Genomic DNA, 18312 nt, shown 5'->3' on the forward strand with positions numbered 1-18312 from the left:
CGCCGAAAGACGGTTTTGGCACCTATATTTTTTCTTGCCACACCCGGCTCCCTTGAATAGCGTCATGAAATGTTGACCGCCTGCTGTTCTACGCCGCATCGAACGCATGGCATGCCCAAAGGTCTGGAGTAACGCGGCGGATCTGACCCAATGAACATCACGTTTCGCCTGAACGGAGAAACTGTAGCGCTTTCGGATGTATCGCCGACGACGACAGTATTGGATTGGTTACGGGACCATAAAAAACTGACAGGGACGAAAGAAGGCTGCAACGAAGGCGACTGCGGCGCGTGCACCGTCATGGTGACGGATGAAACCGGTGCCAGAGCGCTGAATGCCTGCATCCTGTTCCTGCCGCAGATCAACGGTAAGGCCCTGCGCACGGTCGAGGGGATTTCTGCACCCTGCGGAACGCTGCACCCGGTGCAACAGGCGATGATTGATCATCACGGCAGCCAATGTGGGTTTTGCACCCCCGGTTTCGTGGTCTCCATGGCGACCGCGCATCTCAATGGGGCGAGCGATGACGATGTGCAACTCTCCGGGAACCTGTGCCGTTGCACCGGCTATGCGCCGATCATCCGCGCCTGCGAGGCCGCCCGCGATGCAGCCGTGCCACCCCATATGCAGGACACCGCCCCCGACCCTGCGCCGGTCGCATCCGCTGCGGGTCACGCGCAACCAAAGACTTCGGACGCGTTGGCCGAATGGTACACGCAACACCCCGATGGCACGTTGATCGCCGGGGCCACGGATGTGGGCTTGTGGGTTACCAAGGACTTCCGCGATCTTGGGCCGGTCGCCTTTCTGAACAACTGCGCTGACCTGCGGGCGATCACATCGACCGATGACGGAATCGAGATCGGCGCGGCGGTCACATTGAGCGATCTGGAAACCGCTATGGCCGACCCGCACCCGTCCTTTGCAGCCCTGATCCGGCGGTACGGATCTGTGCAGGTGCGCAATGCGGCCACCATCGGCGGGAACATCGCCAATGGCTCCCCGATCGGGGATGGTTCGCCTGCATTGATCGCACTGGGGGCAGTGCTGCATCTGCGCCGTGGGGCGGCGCGACGGAGCATGCCGCTTGAAGATTTCTTTCTGGAATACGGCAAACAGGACCGCGCCCCCGGCGAGTTTGTCGAGAAAATCACCCTTCCGCATCAGCCAGACCGATTGCGGTGCTACAAGCTTTCCAAACGGTTTGATCAGGATATCTCTGCCCTGTGCGGGTGCTTTTCGATCACCGTGGAAAGCGGACGTGTTGCGCAGGCACGGCTGGCCTTTGGTGGCATGGCAGGCACGCCAAAACGCGCGTCGCAAGCCGAGGCAACACTGCAAGGTGCCGAATGGTGCGAGGCCAGCGTCACCGCTGCAATGGCGGCGCTCAGCGCGGATTTCGCCCCCTTGAGCGACATGCGCGCCAGTGCGCAATACCGAATGATGACAGCGCAAAACATGCTGCACCGCTATTGGCTTGAGGATCAGGGCGTCACCACATCCGTGTTAGAGGTGACGCCATGAGCGTCGCCAAACCGCTTCCCCATGATGCCGCTCGCCTGCATGTCACCGGCGATGCCCGCTATGTCGATGATGTCCCCAGCCCCGCCGACACGCTGCATCTTGCATTTGGCGTATCCGCGCTCGCCCATGGCAAAATAAAGGGTATGAACCTCGACCCTGTGCGACAGGCGCAAGGGGTTGTCGCGGTGCTGACCGCAGAGGATCTGCCCCACACGAATGACGTCTCCCCCGCCGCCCATGACGAACCGCTCTTGGCGCAAGGGGTGGTACACTATGTCGGCCAGCCCATTTTCCTCGTCGTGGCCACGTCGCATCTGGCAGCACGGCACGCCGCACGCCTTGGGGAGATCGACATCGACCCCCTGCCCGCGCTGCTGACGGTTGATGACGCGCTCAAAGCAAACAGCCGCTTTGAAGACGGCCCGCGCATCTACGAACGCGGCAACCTTGGAGACGGTTTCGCCGCTGCGGAACATGTGATCGACGGGCAGCTTGACATCGGCGGTCAGGAGCATTTCTACCTCGAAGGTCAGGCGGCTATCGCTTTCCCGCAAGAAGGCGGCGATATGCTGGTCAGCAGTTCCACCCAGCACCCCACTGAAATCCAGCACAAAGTGGCCGAAGCCCTGGGCGTGCCCATGCATGCGGTCCGGGTCGAAACCCGGCGCATGGGCGGCGGTTTCGGCGGAAAAGAGAGCCAAGGCAACGCCTTGGCCGTTGCCTGCGCCGTGGCGGCAGGCATGCTAGGCCGCCCCTGCAAGATGCGATATGACCGTGATGATGATATGCTCATCACCGGCAAGCGGCACGATTTCCGTGTCGAATACAAGGTTGGCGTTGATGCCCGCGGCCGTATTACAGCCATTGATTTCACACATCTTGCGCGCTGCGGATGGGCGCAGGATCTGTCCCTGCCGGTGGCGGATCGCGCGATGCTGCATGCGGACAATACCTATTACTTGCCTGCCGTGCGCATCACCAGCCACAGGCTGAAAACAAACACGCAAAGCGCGACGGCCTTTCGGGGGTTTGGCGGCCCGCAAGGGGTGCTCGGGATTGAGCGTGTCATGGACCATGTAGCTGCCACGCTTGATCTCGACCCGCTCGATGTGCGGCACCGGAATTTTTACGCAGCACCGGGTAAAGGGGCGCGCAATCAAACCCCTTATGGCCAAACGGTCGAAGACTTCATCGTCCCGGAAATGATCGCCCGGCTGCGCGCAGACTGTGACTATGACGCACGCGTTCAGGCTGTCGCACGGTGGAATGCAGAAAACCGCTGGATCAAAAAGGGCATCGCCCTGACACCGGTCAAATTCGGTATTTCCTTTACGCTCACGCATCTTAATCAGGCGGGTGCGTTGGTGCATGTCTATCAGGATGGATCAGTGCACCTGAACCACGGTGGCACGGAAATGGGACAGGGGTTGTTTCAAAAGGTGGCGCAGGTCGCCGCCGCGCGCTTCGGTATCGACACCGCACAGGTCAAGATCACCGCGACGGATACCGCCAAAGTGCCCAATACCTCCGCCACCGCCGCATCATCGGGAAGCGATCTGAACGGCATGGCCGTACAGGCGGCCTGCGATACCATTCGAGACCGTATGGCCGATCTGCTGGCGCAGGAGCATCAATGCGACCCGGCGGATGTGGTGTTCAGCGATGGCATCGTGTCAGTTGCCGGCGCTGAATACAGTTTTGCGGATGTCGCACAAAAGGCATACCTTGCGCGGGTCAGCCTGTCTGCGACCGGGTTTTACAAGACCCCGAAACTGGAATGGGACCGGATCAGGGGCAAGGGCCGCCCGTTCTTTTACTTTGCCTATGGCGTCGCGGCGACAGAGGTTGCGGTCGATACGCTGACCGGGGAAAACCGCATCCTGCGCGCTGATATCATCCATGATGCAGGCGCCTCTCTGAACCCCAGCCTTGATATCGGGCAGGTCGAGGGGGGCTATGTACAGGGGGTCGGATGGCTGACAACCGAGGAACTGGTCTGGGACGATCAGGGCCGTTTGCGCACCCATGCGCCCTCCACCTACAAGATCCCCGCCTGTTCGGACCGACCCGATGTGTTCAACGTCTCGCTCTGGGACGCGCCCAACACCGAAGACACTGTTTACCGTTCAAAAGCCGTGGGAGAACCCCCGTTGATGCTGGGTATTTCGGCATTTTCCGCCCTGTCGCAAGCGGTTCAATCCTGTGGCCCGGCCTATGCGGACCTGCAGGCCCCGGCGACTGCCGAGGCGATTTTAAAGGCGATAAATCGCACCCGCAAAGAGGTTTGGGACTAATGTCATTTGACCGCTCTGCCCTGATCGACGCGTGCAGACACCACGGCCTCGTGACGCGCGTTGTGGTGGCGCGCGTGCGCGGATCAGCCCCGCGCGAAGTGGGCGCCGCCGTGCTGGTCTGGCGCGCGGGCGCATCCGGGACGATCGGCGGCGGCGCTTTGGAACATGCGCTTATGGCGGCCGCGCGCGACATCGCCACACCCGGCTATTTCAACATCACACGCCACGCATTGGGTCCGGACATGGGACAGTGTTGTGGCGGGTCGGTTGATATCGTGACCGAGAGCTTTGATCTGGCCGCAGCCGAGGCCCTGCCAGAGGATGTGATAGCCCGCGGCCCCGGCGACATGCCGCTGCCCGTCGCCCGGATCAAAACCACAGCGCGCAACACGGGCGTGCTGCCGGAACCTGCGCTGGTTTCAGGCTGGATGGTTGAACCCGTAACCACGCCCACCCGCGACATATGGATCTGGGGCGCGGGCCACGTGGGGCGCGCCCTGATATCGGTGCTGGCCCCTTTGCCCGGCGTCAGACTGACATGGGTGGACGTGACTGCGGACCGCTTTCCCGACCATATCCCAGACACAGTCACCACATTGACCGCAGCACGCCCGGAACGGCTTGTCGCCTATGCACCGCAACAGGCTGAACATATCATCGTCACCTTCTCGCATGATCTGGATCTGGAACTCTGCCATCGGCTGCTGCACCACGGGTTTCGCACGACCGGGCTGATCGGGTCGGCCACCAAATGGGCGCGTTTCAAATCCCGGCTCAAGGGATTGGGGCATAGCGGCGCGTCGATTGACCGGATCACTTGCCCGATTGGTGACCCGTCCCTTGGCAAACACCCGCATGTGATCGCGCTGGGGGTGGCGGCGGATCTGCTGCGCACCGCCGCACGCGCGGCCCACCTGGAAGGATACGCATGACACCCCTTTTATCTTTGCAGGGTCTGACCAAAGCCTATCCGGGCGTGCTGGCCAATGACCGCGTATCGCTCCAGATCGAACCGGGGGAAGTCCATGCATTGCTGGGCGAAAACGGCGCGGGCAAATCCACGCTGGTCAAGATGATCTATGGCCTGGTCAAACCCGACACGGGCGACATGCGCCTGCACGGAGAGGTGTTTTCACCCCCCGAACCCCGCGCGGCCCGTGCTGCCGGTGTCGGCATGGTGTTCCAGCACTTTTCGCTTTTCGATGCCCTTAGCGTGGCGGAAAACATCGCTCTGGGCATGGAAGACGCCCCGAAAATGGGGGCATTGTCCGAGCAAATCCGCAAGGTTTCGGATACATACGGACTGCCGCTCTCGCCGGATCGCATTGTCGGCGACCTCTCGGCTGGTGAGCGGCAACGCGTTGAAATCATTCGGTGTCTGTTGCAAGCACCCAAGCTGCTGATCATGGATGAACCCACGTCGGTCCTGACCCCGCAGGAGGTTGACATCCTGTTTGAGACATTGCGCACCTTGAGTGCCGAGGGCACGTCGATCCTATATATCTCCCACAAACTCGAAGAAATCCGCACCCTCTGCGATGCTGCCACGATCCTGCGATTGGGCAAGGTGGTGGGCGATTGCATCCCACGCGACACCAGCGCGCGCGACATGGCGGAAATGATGGTGGGCAAGGTGCTGACCACGCCGAAACGGTCCGGCGTGGCCTTGGGGGAACCCTTGTTGCATCTGAAGAACCTGTCGCGACCGGCGCCTTCCGCTTTTGGCATGCCGCTGCGCGATATCACGCTGACCCTGCGGCAAGGCGAAATCCTCGGCATTGGGGGTGTGGCCGGAAATGGGCAGGATGAACTGCTGGCCGCCTTATCCGGTGAAACACCCGCCGATCCGGGCATGGTTCTTTTTCGCGGCGCAGATATCGGCAAGGCAGGGCCAAACGCACGGCGTAAGCTGGGGATACTGGCCGCCCCCGAAGAGCGTTTGGGCCATGCGGCAGCCCCGGATATGTCGCTGACCGAAAACGCCATGCTGACCGGGGCGGCGCGCGAGAAACTGGAACAGAACGGGTTTCTCAACTGGCCCGCCGCGCGCGGCTTTGCCGAACGTATCATCGACGCCTTCGATGTACGCACGCCGGGTCCGGACAACGCGGCGCGCTCGCTGTCAGGCGGCAACCTGCAGAAATTCGTGATCGGGCGCGAGGTGTTGCAGCGCCCCGAAATCCTTGTGGTCAATCAGCCGACATGGGGCGTTGACGCTTCTGCTGCCGCTGCGATCCGGCAGGCGCTGCTGGATCTGGCCGAAGGCAATGCCGCCGTCATCGTCATCAGTCAGGACCTTGATGAGTTGATGGAGATTTCCGATCACTTCGCCGCGCTGAACGAGGGCCGCCTGTCGGCACCGCGTCCCACAAAAGGGCTGACGGTTGAACAGATCGGCCTGATGATGGGCGGCGCACACGGAATGGAGGTGGCGCATGTTTAAACCGCAGAACCAACCACCAATGCGCCAGATAAGGGTCCGACATGCTCAGGCTTGAAAAACGCCCCCAACCCAGCCGCCTCTTTGCCTATGCAACCCCTGTTCTGGCCGTGCTTGCCACATTCTTTTTCGGCGGGCTGTTGTTTGCAGCTTTGGGCAAGGACCCGGTTCAATCCATCGTCACGATTTTCTGGGACCCGCTGTTTGGCGAGTTTTCGTTCTTCTACCGTCCGCAATTGTTGATCAAGGGCGCGCCGCTTGTGCTGATCGCCATTGGCCTCAGCCTCGGTTTCAAAGCAGGGATATGGAACATCGGGGCCGAGGGGCAATACATCATGGGCGCGTTGTTCGGCGCAGGTGTCGGATTGGCATTTTACCCGGCGGAAAGTGCGCTGATCTTTCCTGCGATGGTTCTGGCCGGTGCGTTCGGCGGCTGGATCTGGGCGATGATCCCGGCGGTGCTCAAGGTGAAATTCGGCACCAACGAAATCCTCGTCTCGCTGATGCTGGTCTATGTGGCCGAACAATTCCTTGCTTCCATGTCATTGGGGTTACTGAGAAATCCTGACGGCATGGGCTTTCCCGGAAGTCGCAACCTGCAACAATACCCATCTGCCCACAATGCCGATCTGATCGCGAATACCGGCATGCACTGGGGCGTTGTTGCGGCGATGATCGCGGTGATCTTTGCCTATGTTCTTCTGGCGCGCCACCGGCTCGGCTTTGCCATCCGCGTCACCGGTGAAGCACCGCGTGCCGCGCGTTTCTCCGGCGTGAACCCAAACCGGCTGATCATCTTTTGCCTCGGCACATCAGGCATGCTGGCGGGCCTTGCCGGGCTTTTCGAGGTCTCAGGACCCGCCGGTCAGGTCGGTATTGATTTCAACGCGGGCTACGGTTTCACAGCCATCATCGTCGCGTTTTTGGGGCGTTTGCACCCTGTCGGAATCGTGCTGGCGGGGCTTTTGATGGCGCTGACCTATATCGGCGGCGACATCGCACAAGGCCAGTTGGGCCTGCCCGCCGCCGCTATTCAGGTCTTTCAGGGGATGTTGTTGTTTTTCCTTCTGGCGCTTGATCTTTTCACCAATTACCGGCTGCGTTTTGGCCGTACAGAGGTTGCATAATGGATTTGTCTGCCATCAACCCGATCCTGTTGATCGCCGCTCTGATGAGCGCGGCAACCCCGATTTTGCTGGCCGCCACCGGCGAATTGGTCGCCGAACGTGCCGGTGTCCTGAACCTCGGCGTCGAGGGCATGATGATCGTCGGTGCCATCTGCGGTTTTGCGATTGCGGTTGAAACCAACTCCCCAGTGGTCGGGTTTGTCGCGGCGGCCATCGGCGGTGCGCTGCTCAGCCTGCTCTTTGCCTTCCTGACGCAAGTGACGCTGGCCAATCAGGTTGCCTCCGGTCTGGCGTTGACGCTGTTTGGGCTGGGGCTCTCGGCCCTTCTGGGGCAGGGATATGTCGGCATAAAACCGCCGCGCATGCCGGATGTGAATTTCGGTTTTCTGGGCGATATCCCGATCATCGGGCCGATTTTGTTCTCGCATGATCCGATCTTATACGTCGGGATTGCCGTTGTGGCGGCGGTCTGGGCCACCCTGAAATTCACACGCATGGGCCTTGTTTTGCGTGCCGTGGGTGAAAATCATGACGCCGCCCATGCCCTTGGCTACAAGGTCGTGCGGATTCGAACGCTGGCGATCATGTTCGGCGGGGCCTGCGCGGGGATGGGTGGTGCCTACATCAGTCTGATCCGTGTGCCTCAGTGGACCGAAGGGATGACGGCAGGTGTTGGCTGGATCGCTCTCGCGCTGGTGGTATTTGCCAGCTGGAAGCCATGGCGCGTGCTGCTGGGTGCCTATCTTTTTGGCGGAATCACCCAGTTGCAGCTTAATTTGCAGGGGGCTGGCGTTGCCATTCCCGTCGAATATCTGGCAATGTCGCCTTACGTTATTACGATCGTCGTGCTCGTTGTCCTCTCTGCGGATAAGAGCGCTGCCCCCGGTTCATTGGGCCGGACCTTTCACGCCTCAAACTAGAGGCATATCAGCGCCCCGGCACAGGGGCGGTTTAACATGGGGAAGACCTGAATATGAAACTTACGACCCTATTGGCCAGCGCTGCCCTCGCGCTTGGCTTTGCTGCTGGCGCAGTCGCGCAAGACAAGACCACGGTGGGTTTTGTCTACGTTGGCCCCGTCGGGGACGGTGGCTGGACCTTTACACATGATCAGGCCCGTCAACAGGTCGAAGCCGAGTTCGGCGATGCCGTTGAGACTGTCTTTGTCGAAAGCGTCGCCGAAGGCCCGGATGCCGAGCGCGTCATGACACAGATGGCCCTGAACGGTGCGGACCTGATTTTCACCACCTCCTTTGGCTATATGGATGCGACAAACAATGTCGCGGCCAAGTTCCCGGATGTGAAATTCGAACATGCGACCGGCTACAAACGTCTGCATCCCAATGTGTCGACCTATTCCGCCCGCTTTTACGAAGGGCGCGCCGTGCAGGGCCACATTGCGGGCAGCATGACCGAGAGCAATATCATCGGCTACATTGCATCTTTTCCGATCCCGGAAGTTATTCGCGGTATCAATTCGGCCTATCTGCACGCATCCAAGGTCAACCCCGACGTCGAGTTCAAGATCATCTGGGTCTACACGTGGTTTGACCCTGCAAAAGAAGCAGACGCGGCCACAGCCCTGATCGAACAGGGGGCCGATGTGATCCTGCAGCATACCGACTCCACAGCACCGCATGCTGCAGCTCAGGAAGCCGGCAATGTGATCACCTTCGGGCAGGCTTCTGATATGTCCGCCTATGCGCCATTCCCACGCGTCAGCGCGATCCTGGATGAATGGGGCGATTACTATGTTGCGCGCACCAGAGCGGTTATGGACGGCACATGGGAAAGCGTCGACACATGGCACGGGATCGGTGATGGCATGGTGGGTATCGGCGAGATCACGGATGCGGTTCCCGCAAATGTCAAGGAAGAGGCAATGGCCCTCAAGGCATCTCTTGCGGACGGCTCCTATCACGCGTTCACCGGCCCGATCAACAAGCAGGACGGTTCCGTCTGGTTGGCCGAGGGTGAAACCGCCGATGATGGAACCCTTGCTGGCATGAACTTTTATGTTGAAGGGATCACCGGCGATATCCCGCAATAACCGGAGGTTTGCACTTTGAAAACAAAGCCTCGGAGAACCCCTCCGGGGCTTTTTTCATGTACAACGGTCTTGCGCCCAGCCAAGCGACAAAGGCGCAGAAACCGGCGGCGGTCTGATCCTGATCAAGGCCTGCCGGGTAAAGATGGTGTAGGGTACGGTTAACTTAAAGGAGAAGTTGAAATGTACACCAATATCATCGTTCCAGTCGTATTCGATCATGGCGAACGCAGTGCCCAATCCTTGAAGGTTGCCCAGCAACTTTTGGAAGAGGGCGGCAAGATCACACTGCTGCATGTCATGGAAGAGGTGCCTTCCTACGCTACGACATACTTGCCGGAAGGATTGAAGGAGCAGCACACGAAAGACGCATTGAACGGGCTGAAAGAAATGGCCGCAGGCGTGAAAGCCACATGTGAGTTTGCCATTGTGCACGGCCACGCCTACACGAGCATTCTGGAATACAGTAAAACACATGACGCTGATTGCATCGTCATCGCGTCCCACAAGCCCGGGTTCGAGGACTATTTCCTCGGCTCAACAGCCGCACGCGTGGTGCGCCATGCAAAATGCGGCGTGCATATTTTGCGGTGATATCGACGGGGGGGGCGCTTAGCCCCCTTTTTCCGGATGGCATATGAAGAAAGCGTAAACCTTCGATGAAACGTCATGCGAAAAATCAGAAGTACCCAGCGTTGCCATAAATCAAGGGTTTCAACATGTAAGGTGATATGCAGTGTTCCTGACCATGCGTCATACGCTATAAAAACAGCTTTTGGCAGGTTGCTTTACTCGAAACTCGGTATGACAGAACGGACCTTCCCGAATTTGCCGCATCCACAGCGCACGCGTCCTGGAACTTCCGCCAGGGCGCGTCCACTCAGGACTGCCTAAGACACCCAAACCGATCGATAAAAAGGCAGCCCCCTTGCGGGCTGCTTTTTGTTTTCAGTAGGAGTATTCGTCGTAGATGCGCGTCAGGTCGCCGTTCCAGTCGCCATGATAGCGATCGAGCAGTTCATCGGCGGATGTTTTGCCGGTTTCGATGCTCTCATGCAGCGCGTTCAGGAAATGCGTTTCATCCGGCACCATGCCACCGGCACCCGGGCGGGCACGCGCGGCAAGGCCTGACTGGCTGATCGCGACCGCTTCACGGGCCAGATCATGCATGCTGATGCCGTTGACCTTTGCCTGAAGACCATCAACCGAGGCCGCAACACGCAAAGCGTCGCGCGTCTCGGCGTCAAACCCTTTGACAAGGTCCCATGCGGCATCAAGCGCAGTCTGGTCATACATCAGGCCAACCCAAAACGCCGGCAGCGCGCAGAGCCTGCGCCACGGACCGCCATCCGCACCGCGCATTTCGATGTATTTCTTCACGCGCGCTTCGGGAAAGGCGGTGGTCAGGTGATCCGCCCAGTCAGACAGTGTCGCAACCTCACCCGGCAGGGCCGACAGTTCACCCTTTAGAAAATCGCGAAACGACAACCCCAGCGCATCAATGTATCTGCCATCGCGGTAGACAAAATACATGGGCACATCCAGAGCGTATTCGACCCAGCGTTCAAACCCGAAACCCTCCTCAAAAACAAAGGGGAGCATGCCCGTACGTGCCGCATCCAGATCGCGCCACACGCGTGAACGCCAGGATTTATGGCCGTTTGGCTTGCCTTCAAAGAACGGTGAGTTCGCAAAAAGGGCCGTCGCAACGGGCTGCAACGCGAGGGCCACGCGCATTTTCTGCACCATGTCCGCCTCGGAACCGAAGTCCAGATTGACCTGAACCGTGCAGGTGCGCCGCATCATGACACGGCCCATCGTGCCGACCTTGGTCATGTAATCGTTCATCAGTTTGTAACGCCCCTTGGGCATCAGATCCATCTGCTCATGCGTCCAGATGGGGGCCGCACCCAAGCCGATGAAACCCACGCCAATCCGATCCGCGACCTCTTTGACCTCGCGCAGGTGGACGTTGACCTCGTCGCAGGTCTCATGGATCGTCTCGAGCGGCGCGCCTGACAGTTCCAGCGCGCCACCGGGTTCAAGGCTGACATTCGCGCCGTCCTTTTCAAGGCCGATGATCTTGCCATCCTCGGAAACCGGTGCCCAGCCGAAGGTATCGCGCAACCCTTCAAGCATCGCCCGGATGGAGCGGTCCCCCTCATAGGGCAAGGGCAGTAGCGTGTCCTTGCAATAACCGAATTTCTCGTGCTCGGTGCCGATCCGCCAGTCTTCCTTGGGCTTGCACCCACTGGCGAGATAGCCAACCATCTGGTCATATGACGTGATTGGGCCGCCGCCAGACTGAGGAATAGACATAGGGGGAGGCTCCGTGTGTTTTGTTCACTGTGACTTCTGAGGGATGGGCCGAAATGAACCGGGTGTCAATGCAACCGGGCCTTTACGTCAACAGGTCTGTCGCGCTGCCACAAAAGCATTGTGGTCTTCCGGGATGATTTCAAAGCGGCCAGCACCTGTTCCATCCGAAGGCCGGGCAATGTCGCAAAGGCATCGAAAAGGGCCTCCGCCCCTTCGGCATTCACCGGGATCAGCAGCTCGGGCGCTGTGCCTTCGCGCAGCCGCCAATGCGCAGGGAAATGCCTGTGATCAAGCGTCACGCTGGTCAGTTCGCGCAAGGCCACAGCGCCGCCTGTAAGGGGGCCAAAATAGATGATCTGCCCTTCATCCACCCGCACCGACCCCGGACCGTCACCCGCGTGGCGAAATCTGGCACGCTGAACCCCGATCCAGATCAGCGCGGCCCCGCCGATCAGCGCGGCAAGTGCGGGCAGCAAGAACAGAGGCCCTGCATCACTGAGCCACAAGAGCCCGATGCAAACGGCAATCACCCCGATCAAAGCCTCGCGCCAGCGGATGATCTGCGCTTTGGCTTCAGGACGGATCATCTTGCGTCCTTTCGTTGTCATCATGCGCCCTCATGTCCAGTCCCCCAAGGCCTGCTGCCACAGGGTCAATGCGGCAACCGCCGCCGTATCCGCCCGCAGGATACGTGGCCCTAGCGACACGGGGTGCGCATGCGCAAGGCTGCCGAGTTTTTCCCGCTCACGGGGCGAAAAACCACCCTCCGGGCCGATCAGGATCGCCCAGGGCCCCGCGTTTTGAGGCAGCGTCAGGCGCTCGCCTGCACGTTCTTCGTCACAAAACATGATGCTTCGCGTGGTATCCCAACCATCCAGCACCCGGTCCAGCCGAACAAGATCATCAACCGGCGGCACAAAAGTACCGCCACATTGCTCGGCAGCTTCAACCGCATGGGCCTGCAATCGGTCGCGCTGAATACGCCCTGCGTTGGTAAATTCCGTTTGGACGGCCATGATCCGCGCGGCCCCCATCTCCACGGCCTTTTCCACGATGAAATCCGTTCGGGCCTTTTTGATCGGCGCGAACAAAAGCCAGAGGTCAGGGGGCATCAAGAGGGGCCGTATCTGACGGAGCAGACGCAATTCCCCAGCCCGCTTGCCCGCCTGCGCGACTTCAGCCAGCCACTCGCCGCTTTGCCCGTCAAACACCAGAACATGCGCGCCCACACCCAAGCGCATCACGCCGAAAAGGTAATGCGCCTGATCCCGCGACACAGGAACAGATTGCCCCTCCCCCAAAGGGTGATCTACATAGAGCCGGATTTTGGCTGTGACTGAGCGGTCCATACGGAGATACATATGCAAGAGCCAGCCCAAGCGCCAGATGGTCAGGTCGCGGATGCGCCAAAAGACAACTGGGTCGATCTCTATGCCCCGGCGGCGACGCGCCCCTATCTGCGTCTCAGCCGCGCGGATCGCCCGATTGGGACGTGGTTGCTGCTGCTGCCCTGCTGGTGGGGCCTTGCGCTGTCGATGCTCTATACCCAGCAGGCAAGCTGGTTTGATCTGTGGATCGCCATAGGTTGCGCGCTCGGCGCTTGGTTGATGCGCGGTGCGGGCTGCACGTGGAATGACATCACCGATCGTGATTTTGACGGGCGCGTTGAACGTACCCGCTCGCGTCCGATCCCCTCGGGTCAGGTCACGGTGCGCGGCGCCGTCATTTGGATGTGCGCGCAGGCGGTACTGGCGTTCGGCATTCTGCTCACGTTCAACCTTGCCGCGATTGGCCTTGGTATTCTGGCGCTGCTGCCTGTTGCAATCTATCCTTTCGCCAAACGGTTCACATGGTGGCCGCAGGTGTTCCTTGGCCTTGCATTCAACTGGGGTGCGCTGCTGGCGTGGACGGCCCATAGCGGCCAGCTTGATGCGCCCGCCGTGGTTCTTTACGCCGCCGGTATCGCGTGGACCCTGTTTTATGACACGATCTATGCCCATCAGGACACCGAAGATGATGCGTTGATCGGGATCAAATCCACCGCGCGGCTCTTTGGGGACAAGACCCCGGCGTGGTTGCGCCGCTTTTTGATGGCGACCGTGGGCCTTATGGGGGTCGCCGTGATTTTTGCCGTCATGCCAGCCGCGAACTTGCTCGCGCTTGTGGTTGCGCTCGGCGGGCCATGGGCCATGGGCTGGCACATGGCGTGGCAGCTGCGCGGTCTGGATACGGACGACAACGCAAAGCTGTTGCAGCTGTTTCGCGCGAACCGGGACACCGGCATGATCCCGCTTGTGTTCTTTGGCATCGCCCTGTTGCTGTGATTGAAACCTGTGCGCCCGCCCCCTATCAAAGAAACCGACATCTAACAGTTTCAGGATGATATGCCACTTTCTCGCGCTCACCTCGTTGTCACAACCTTTGCGATTGCCGCAGGCGCATCCTTGCTGGCGGCGAGCTATTCCGTAAATGTCATAGAAGACAGGTCAGAGACTGAAATACGCTATCTGCTCGATCGCAACGGGCTGACCTGGGCCGAAGTCGAGGCCGACGGGCTGCAGGTCATGATGGCGGGCGTTGCACCGACCGAAGCGCTGCGGTTTCAGGCCCTGAGTCTCGCCGGATCCATCGTGGATGCCGCGCGCGTCGTGGATGAGATGGAAGTGGCCGCAGTTGCCGAACTGGAGGCACCCCGGTTTTCCGCAGAAGTGCTGAGGAATACTGCCGGTCTTTCGGTCATCGGGCTGATCCCGCAAAGCACTGATCGCGCCGCACTCATCGACGGCTTTTCCGCCATGAGCGATCTGCCCATCACCGACCTGCTGGAAACTGCCGACTACCCTGCCCCAACCGGGTGGGAGGACGCCGTGGCCTATGCCATCACCGCCATCAAGGATCTGCCGCGCGCCAAAGTGTCGGTCGAGGCCGGTCGCGTATCAATCACCGCCATTGCACAAAGCGCGGCAGACAAGGCGCAGATGGAGGCGCATCTGTTCCGCATCGCCCCGCCGGCGCTGCGCGTCTCTTTGAATATCACAGCGCCGCGCCCGGTGATCACGCCTTTTACGCTGCGTTTCGTGAAAGACGAAAATGGTACGCGATTTGATGCTTGTTCTGCCGATACGGATGAGGCGCGGGGCCGTATTCTGGATGCAGCGTTCAGGGCCGGGCTGACGGGTCCGGGTCGCTGCACTGTTGGCATGGGCGTGCCATCCCCTTCGTGGACCGATGCGGTCGTAGACGCCATTGACGCGCTTAACGCCTTGGGGGATGGGACGGTCACCTTTTCCGACGCAGACATCACCCTTGCGGCCGCCGAGGGCACGCAGCCCGCACTCTTTGACCGGGTCATCGGGGAGTTGGAGGCGACCCTGCCCGATGTCTTCGTGCTAAACGCCGTTTTGCCCTTGCCCGATGAAAAAGACAGCGGCCCGTCTGAATTCATCGCAACCCTCAGCCCCGAAGGGCAGGTACAGTTGCGCGGACGGATGCCGGGTGAAGCGATACGCGATGTTGCGGACAGCTTTGCCAAGGCCAAATTCGGATCAGACAACGTCTATACGGCCACGCGCAATGTCGCGGACCTGCCCATGGATTGGTCGATACGCGTTCTTGCCGGCATCGAAGCGCTCGGTTTCCTCAACAGCGGAGCTGTTACGGTCACGCCCGACCGCGTCACCCTGTCAGGACGTTCGGGCAATGCCGAGGCCAGCGAGGCGATTGCGAGATTGATGGTGGAGAAGCTGGGCAATGACGCCGCCTTTGATGTCGATGTCGCCTATGTCGAGGCGCTCGACCCTGTTGCGGCGCTGCCCACTGCGGAGGAATGCGAGGCAAAGATTGCCGACATCATGGCCGGGGAAAAGATCAACTTTGAACCCGGGTCGGCCACGATAGATGCGGCAGCGCTCACCACGATGGATCAGATCGCCGACGTTTTGCGGGTCTGTGGCGATCTGAAGCTTGAGGTGCAGGGCCATACCGACAGTCAGGGGCGCGAAGAAATGAACCGCTCGCTCAGTCAGGCGCGGGCGCAATCGGTGCTGAACGAGTTGCGCGCGCGCAGGGTGCTGACGTCAAACTTCATTGCCAAGGGCTACGGGGAATCGAACCCGATTGCGGATAATGACACCGAAGAGGGGCGCGAGGCCAACCGGCGCATCGAATTTAAACTGATCCGGCCGGAACCAAGCGTGCCAGAGGGCGAATCTGCGCTGGAAAGCATCGCCGAAAAGAGCGATACAGTGACAGAAACGGAATGATCCGGGCCAACCGGCACGTCGAAAGGACAGTAGAATGACCAGCCCGCAATTCGTGGTGGCGACAGCAATCATGCTGTTTATCGCATTTTGCCTCGGATGGTTTGCAAACTGGCTGGTGCACCGTTTTTCGCGTGTCGCAGCCGATGATGTCGCACAACTCGACCGCATGGCGCAGGAACTGCATGAGGCGGAGGAAACCCGCGATCAGGCAATCACCTACCTGCAACAACGCGAAGCCGAACTGACCAACCAGCTTGCACAGACCGAAGCGGAGCTTCGCGCGGCGATGGATGGGCTGCGTGACGCCCGCCACGAAGCCGAAGAGATGCGTGCCCGCCTCAACCAGAAACAACAGGCTGGCTGAAGGCAAGCGCCTCTATTTCACCGTCAGATGCGCACAGCTTGCGTGATGCCCCACGTTTTGCGACGTGCTGCCCAACACGAGCGCAGAAAGATTGCCAAGCCCGCGGCGTCCGGTCACGATCAGGTCTGAATCAACGCTGTTGGCGTATTCGATCAGCGATTTCGCTGCATCGCCTTCGCCCACATGGGTTTTGATTTCTCCCGTATGGCCAGCCGCCTTGGCCGTCTCGACTGCTTTTTCAAGCATTACAGCGGCGGATTTGGCGGTTTCTTCGGCAGAGGGCATCGTTGTTGCAACGTGGTAGCCCGCGACCGCGCCCATGGCAAAAGCGACTGTTTCGGGATGTGGTGTATGAACGACATGCACGGATGAGTCATATTTCGTTGCCAGATCACAGGCCATCCGAACAGCATTGTCCGAAGGTTCCGATCCGTCATAGCCTACACAAATTGTCGTGAACATCGTCTGATCTCCCTCTATTTCTGATAGGTAGATTATACTGCGACATCCATATTTGCGAAATGACCTGGATCAACGCTACTGCGTGCCGGCTACCATCGCTCCAGCGCGGCTTCGTCCTCGTCGCGTGCGGCGACCCATGATGCGCCCTGCGATGTGATTTCGCGCTTCCAGAACGGCGCGCGGGACTTGAGGTAATCCATCAGGAATTCCGCCGCCTCGAACGCATCCTTGCGGTGGCGTGCGGCGGTGGCGACCATCATGATCATCTCCCCCGGCACCAGGCGGCCATGGCGGTGGATGACCAGCGCGTTCCCCAGCGACCAACGCGATATGGCCTGCTCAGCAATGTCCGTCAGCGCCGCCTCGGTCATACCGGGGTAATGCTCAATCTCCATGGCCTCAAGCGGGGCTTCATTCGTGTCCCGCACAACACCCGTGAATGTGACGATGGCGCCCATGCTGGTGTGGCCGCGCGCAAAGGCCTGCGCCTCATGGCCGAAGTCAAAGGGAGCGTCCTGCACCACGACCCGCATCGCTCAGCCCCCGGTCATGGGCGGAAAGAAGGCGACCTCTTTTGCCCCTGCCAGCGGGGCGTCAAACTCGGTCAGCTCCTGATCAATGGCGACCCGTAGGGCGGAAGTATCGGCAAAGGCCACGGCGTAACGCTCTTCCCTGGCGCGCAATTCCGCCACCAGATCGTTGACCGTCGCCGCCGAGGTTTCAATGTTTTCACGCGGGACGCCGATGCGTTCCCGAACCCATGCGAAATAAAGCACATTCATTTGTCGTCATCCTTCAGATACGGCATGGCTTTCATCAGATAGTCCACACCGGAAATCAACGTCAGACCTGCCGCCACCCACAACAGGGTCAACCCGATTGATCCGGCCCATTCCATCGCCGTATGTTTCCAGCGCAGCCCTTGCAGATCCGGTTCAACACCGGCGAATATAGCATCGACCAGTGCCTGATCCATGCCCCATGCAGACATGCCCAGATAATGTTCAAAGACGCCGTGCGAAAAGAGCACCGCGATGGCAACCATCTGAGTGGTCGTTTTCCACTTGGCCAGCACGGTCACTTTCAGGGTGCCCGCCGTATCGCCAAGAAACTCGCGCAAACCGGATACAAAAACCTCGCGAAACAGGATGACGGTGGCAGGCAGAACCAGCCACGGCGACCAACTGGAAAAGCCGATGATCACCATAAGCGCGATCACAACCATGGCCTTGTCCGCAATCGGGTCCAGCATCGTGCCCAGTTTCGTTTCCTGTTTCCATGCGCGCGCCAGATAACCGTCGAACCAGTCCGTCACGGCGGCTGTGACGAACAGGATCAAGGCGAACCAATCCGCATAAGGTCGCGTGAAATACAGGAACATGACCGCCACCATCGGTGCGGCAATCAGACGGATGATCGTCAACAGGTTTGGAATAGTCATTCTCATTTCAGCACCTTACACCGCCGGGTTTG

At 60.0% G+C, this 18312-nt stretch carries 18 protein-coding genes; 11 read left to right on the plus strand and 7 right to left on the minus strand.

What is annotated here, in order from left to right; translation table 11 throughout:
- The first annotated feature begins 150 nt into the window (after positions 1–150).
- The 8 genes from xdhA to RD1_RS18645 all read left to right on the plus strand — a co-directional run bounded on the left by xdhA (position 151) and on the right by RD1_RS18645 (position 10026).
- Entirely contained in the window at positions 151–1524 is a 1374-nt protein-coding gene (gene xdhA / locus RD1_RS18610) for a xanthine dehydrogenase small subunit (RefSeq protein WP_011570122.1), read from the plus strand.
- The gene (gene xdhB, locus RD1_RS18615; protein ID WP_011570123.1) at positions 1521–3818 is read left to right on the plus strand and encodes a xanthine dehydrogenase molybdopterin binding subunit; all 2298 of its coding nucleotides are present in this window, start codon (positions 1521–1523) and stop codon (positions 3816–3818) included. The genes xdhA and xdhB overlap by 4 nt, the downstream gene beginning before the upstream one ends.
- A complete protein-coding gene (gene xdhC, locus RD1_RS18620) occupies positions 3818–4750 on the plus strand; it encodes a xanthine dehydrogenase accessory protein XdhC (protein WP_011570124.1) in 933 nt (310 codons plus the stop codon). The genes xdhB and xdhC overlap by 1 nt, the downstream gene beginning before the upstream one ends.
- Positions 4747–6261, plus strand: coding sequence for an ABC transporter ATP-binding protein (locus RD1_RS18625; RefSeq protein ID WP_011570125.1), 1515 nt, complete (start codon positions 4747–4749; stop codon positions 6259–6261). The genes xdhC and RD1_RS18625 overlap by 4 nt, the downstream gene beginning before the upstream one ends.
- A gap of 41 nt (positions 6262–6302) precedes the next feature.
- The gene (locus RD1_RS18630; RefSeq protein WP_011570126.1) at positions 6303–7385 is read left to right on the plus strand and encodes an ABC transporter permease; all 1083 of its coding nucleotides are present in this window, start codon (positions 6303–6305) and stop codon (positions 7383–7385) included.
- Positions 7385–8305 (plus strand): ABC transporter permease, encoded by a 921-nt coding sequence (locus RD1_RS18635; RefSeq protein ID WP_011570127.1) that lies wholly within the window; start codon positions 7385–7387, stop codon positions 8303–8305. The genes RD1_RS18630 and RD1_RS18635 overlap by 1 nt, the downstream gene beginning before the upstream one ends.
- 53 nt (positions 8306–8358) lie before the next feature.
- The gene (locus RD1_RS18640; protein WP_011570128.1) at positions 8359–9435 is read left to right on the plus strand and encodes a BMP family ABC transporter substrate-binding protein; all 1077 of its coding nucleotides are present in this window, start codon (positions 8359–8361) and stop codon (positions 9433–9435) included.
- 180 nt (positions 9436–9615) lie between these two features.
- Positions 9616–10026 carry a universal stress protein gene (locus RD1_RS18645; protein WP_011570130.1) on the plus strand — a complete coding sequence of 137 codons (411 nt, stop codon included), beginning with the start codon at positions 9616–9618 and terminating at the stop codon, positions 10024–10026.
- Positions 10027–10380: 354 nt separating this feature from the next.
- Here RD1_RS18645 and RD1_RS18650 read toward each other — a convergent pair whose 3' ends face one another.
- From RD1_RS18650 to RD1_RS18660, 3 genes are all read right to left on the minus strand, one after another.
- Positions 10381–11751, minus strand: a complete 1371-nt coding sequence (locus RD1_RS18650; RefSeq protein WP_011570131.1) for a glutamate--cysteine ligase — start codon at positions 11749–11751, stop codon at positions 10381–10383.
- 65 nt (positions 11752–11816) lie between these two features.
- Positions 11817–12338, minus strand: coding sequence for a hypothetical protein (locus RD1_RS18655; RefSeq protein ID WP_011570132.1), 522 nt, complete (start codon positions 12336–12338; stop codon positions 11817–11819).
- Between the two features lie 30 nt (positions 12339–12368).
- Positions 12369–13100: a 16S rRNA (uracil(1498)-N(3))-methyltransferase gene (locus RD1_RS18660; RefSeq protein WP_044033541.1), complete on the minus strand. Its 732-nt coding sequence runs from the start codon at positions 13098–13100 to the stop codon at positions 12369–12371.
- 12 nt (positions 13101–13112) lie between these two features.
- Between RD1_RS18660 and ubiA the strand changes: the two genes are divergently transcribed.
- From ubiA to RD1_RS18675, 3 genes are read left to right on the plus strand one after another with little or no spacing between them, the layout of a single operon-like run.
- Entirely contained in the window at positions 13113–14075 is a 963-nt protein-coding gene (gene ubiA / locus RD1_RS18665; protein WP_011570134.1) for a 4-hydroxybenzoate octaprenyltransferase, read from the plus strand.
- A gap of 60 nt (positions 14076–14135) precedes the next feature.
- On the plus strand, positions 14136–16013 hold the full coding sequence (locus RD1_RS18670; protein ID WP_011570135.1) for an OmpA family protein: 1878 nt from the start codon (positions 14136–14138) through the stop codon (positions 16011–16013).
- A gap of 34 nt (positions 16014–16047) precedes the next feature.
- On the plus strand, positions 16048–16377 hold the full coding sequence (locus tag RD1_RS18675; protein WP_011570136.1) for a hypothetical protein: 330 nt from the start codon (positions 16048–16050) through the stop codon (positions 16375–16377).
- 12 nt (positions 16378–16389) lie between these two features.
- Here RD1_RS18675 and RD1_RS18680 read toward each other — a convergent pair whose 3' ends face one another.
- The 4 genes from RD1_RS18680 to pgsA form a co-directional block, all read right to left on the minus strand.
- Complete coding sequence (locus tag RD1_RS18680; protein ID WP_011570137.1) at positions 16390–16839, minus strand: universal stress protein; 450 nt, start codon at positions 16837–16839, stop codon at positions 16390–16392.
- An 89-nt stretch (positions 16840–16928) separates the two neighbouring features.
- On the minus strand, positions 16929–17372 hold the full coding sequence (locus tag RD1_RS18685) for a molybdenum cofactor biosynthesis protein MoaE (protein WP_011570138.1): 444 nt from the start codon (positions 17370–17372) through the stop codon (positions 16929–16931).
- A gap of 3 nt (positions 17373–17375) precedes the next feature.
- Positions 17376–17621, minus strand: a complete 246-nt coding sequence (gene moaD, locus RD1_RS18690; protein WP_011570139.1) for a molybdopterin converting factor subunit 1 — start codon at positions 17619–17621, stop codon at positions 17376–17378.
- Complete coding sequence (pgsA, locus tag RD1_RS18695; protein WP_011570140.1) at positions 17618–18286, minus strand: CDP-diacylglycerol--glycerol-3-phosphate 3-phosphatidyltransferase; 669 nt, start codon at positions 18284–18286, stop codon at positions 17618–17620. Before pgsA ends, moaD begins: the two co-directional genes overlap by 4 nt.
- Positions 18287–18312: the final 26 nt, after the last annotated feature.

It is taken from the genome of Roseobacter denitrificans OCh 114 (assembly GCF_000014045.1).
Taxonomy (GTDB): domain Bacteria; phylum Pseudomonadota; class Alphaproteobacteria; order Rhodobacterales; family Rhodobacteraceae; genus Roseobacter; species Roseobacter denitrificans.

Excerpts from the sequence above, each read along its gene's own strand:
- xdhC (WP_011570124.1), top strand. The coding sequence starts at position 3,818 with ATGTCATTTGACCGCTCTGCCCTGATCGACGCGTGCAGACACCACGGC.
- RD1_RS18640 (WP_011570128.1), top strand. The coding sequence starts at position 8,359 with ATGAAACTTACGACCCTATTGGCCAGCGCTGCCCTCGCGCTTGGCTTT.
- RD1_RS18655 (WP_011570132.1), bottom strand. The coding sequence starts at position 12,338 with ATGATCCGTCCTGAAGCCAAAGCGCAGATCATCCGCTGGCGCGAGGCT.
- RD1_RS18685 (WP_011570138.1), bottom strand. The coding sequence starts at position 17,372 with ATGCGGGTCGTGGTGCAGGACGCTCCCTTTGACTTCGGCCATGAGGCG.
- RD1_RS18670 (WP_011570135.1), top strand. The coding sequence starts at position 14,136 with ATGCCACTTTCTCGCGCTCACCTCGTTGTCACAACCTTTGCGATTGCC.
- RD1_RS18680 (WP_011570137.1), bottom strand. The coding sequence starts at position 16,839 with ATGTTCACGACAATTTGTGTAGGCTATGACGGATCGGAACCTTCGGAC.
- RD1_RS18650 (WP_011570131.1), bottom strand. The coding sequence starts at position 11,751 with ATGTCTATTCCTCAGTCTGGCGGCGGCCCAATCACGTCATATGACCAG.
- ubiA (WP_011570134.1), top strand. The coding sequence starts at position 13,113 with ATGCAAGAGCCAGCCCAAGCGCCAGATGGTCAGGTCGCGGATGCGCCA.
- xdhB (WP_011570123.1), top strand. The coding sequence starts at position 1,521 with ATGAGCGTCGCCAAACCGCTTCCCCATGATGCCGCTCGCCTGCATGTC.
- pgsA (WP_011570140.1), bottom strand. The coding sequence starts at position 18,286 with ATGAGAATGACTATTCCAAACCTGTTGACGATCATCCGTCTGATTGCC.
- RD1_RS18675 (WP_011570136.1), top strand. The coding sequence starts at position 16,048 with ATGACCAGCCCGCAATTCGTGGTGGCGACAGCAATCATGCTGTTTATC.
- RD1_RS18630 (WP_011570126.1), top strand. The coding sequence starts at position 6,303 with ATGCTCAGGCTTGAAAAACGCCCCCAACCCAGCCGCCTCTTTGCCTAT.
- moaD (WP_011570139.1), bottom strand. The coding sequence starts at position 17,621 with ATGAATGTGCTTTATTTCGCATGGGTTCGGGAACGCATCGGCGTCCCG.
- RD1_RS18660 (WP_044033541.1), bottom strand. The coding sequence starts at position 13,100 with ATGGACCGCTCAGTCACAGCCAAAATCCGGCTCTATGTAGATCACCCT.
- RD1_RS18635 (WP_011570127.1), top strand. The coding sequence starts at position 7,385 with ATGGATTTGTCTGCCATCAACCCGATCCTGTTGATCGCCGCTCTGATG.
- RD1_RS18625 (WP_011570125.1), top strand. The coding sequence starts at position 4,747 with ATGACACCCCTTTTATCTTTGCAGGGTCTGACCAAAGCCTATCCGGGC.
- RD1_RS18645 (WP_011570130.1), top strand. The coding sequence starts at position 9,616 with ATGTACACCAATATCATCGTTCCAGTCGTATTCGATCATGGCGAACGC.
- xdhA (WP_011570122.1), top strand. The coding sequence starts at position 151 with ATGAACATCACGTTTCGCCTGAACGGAGAAACTGTAGCGCTTTCGGAT.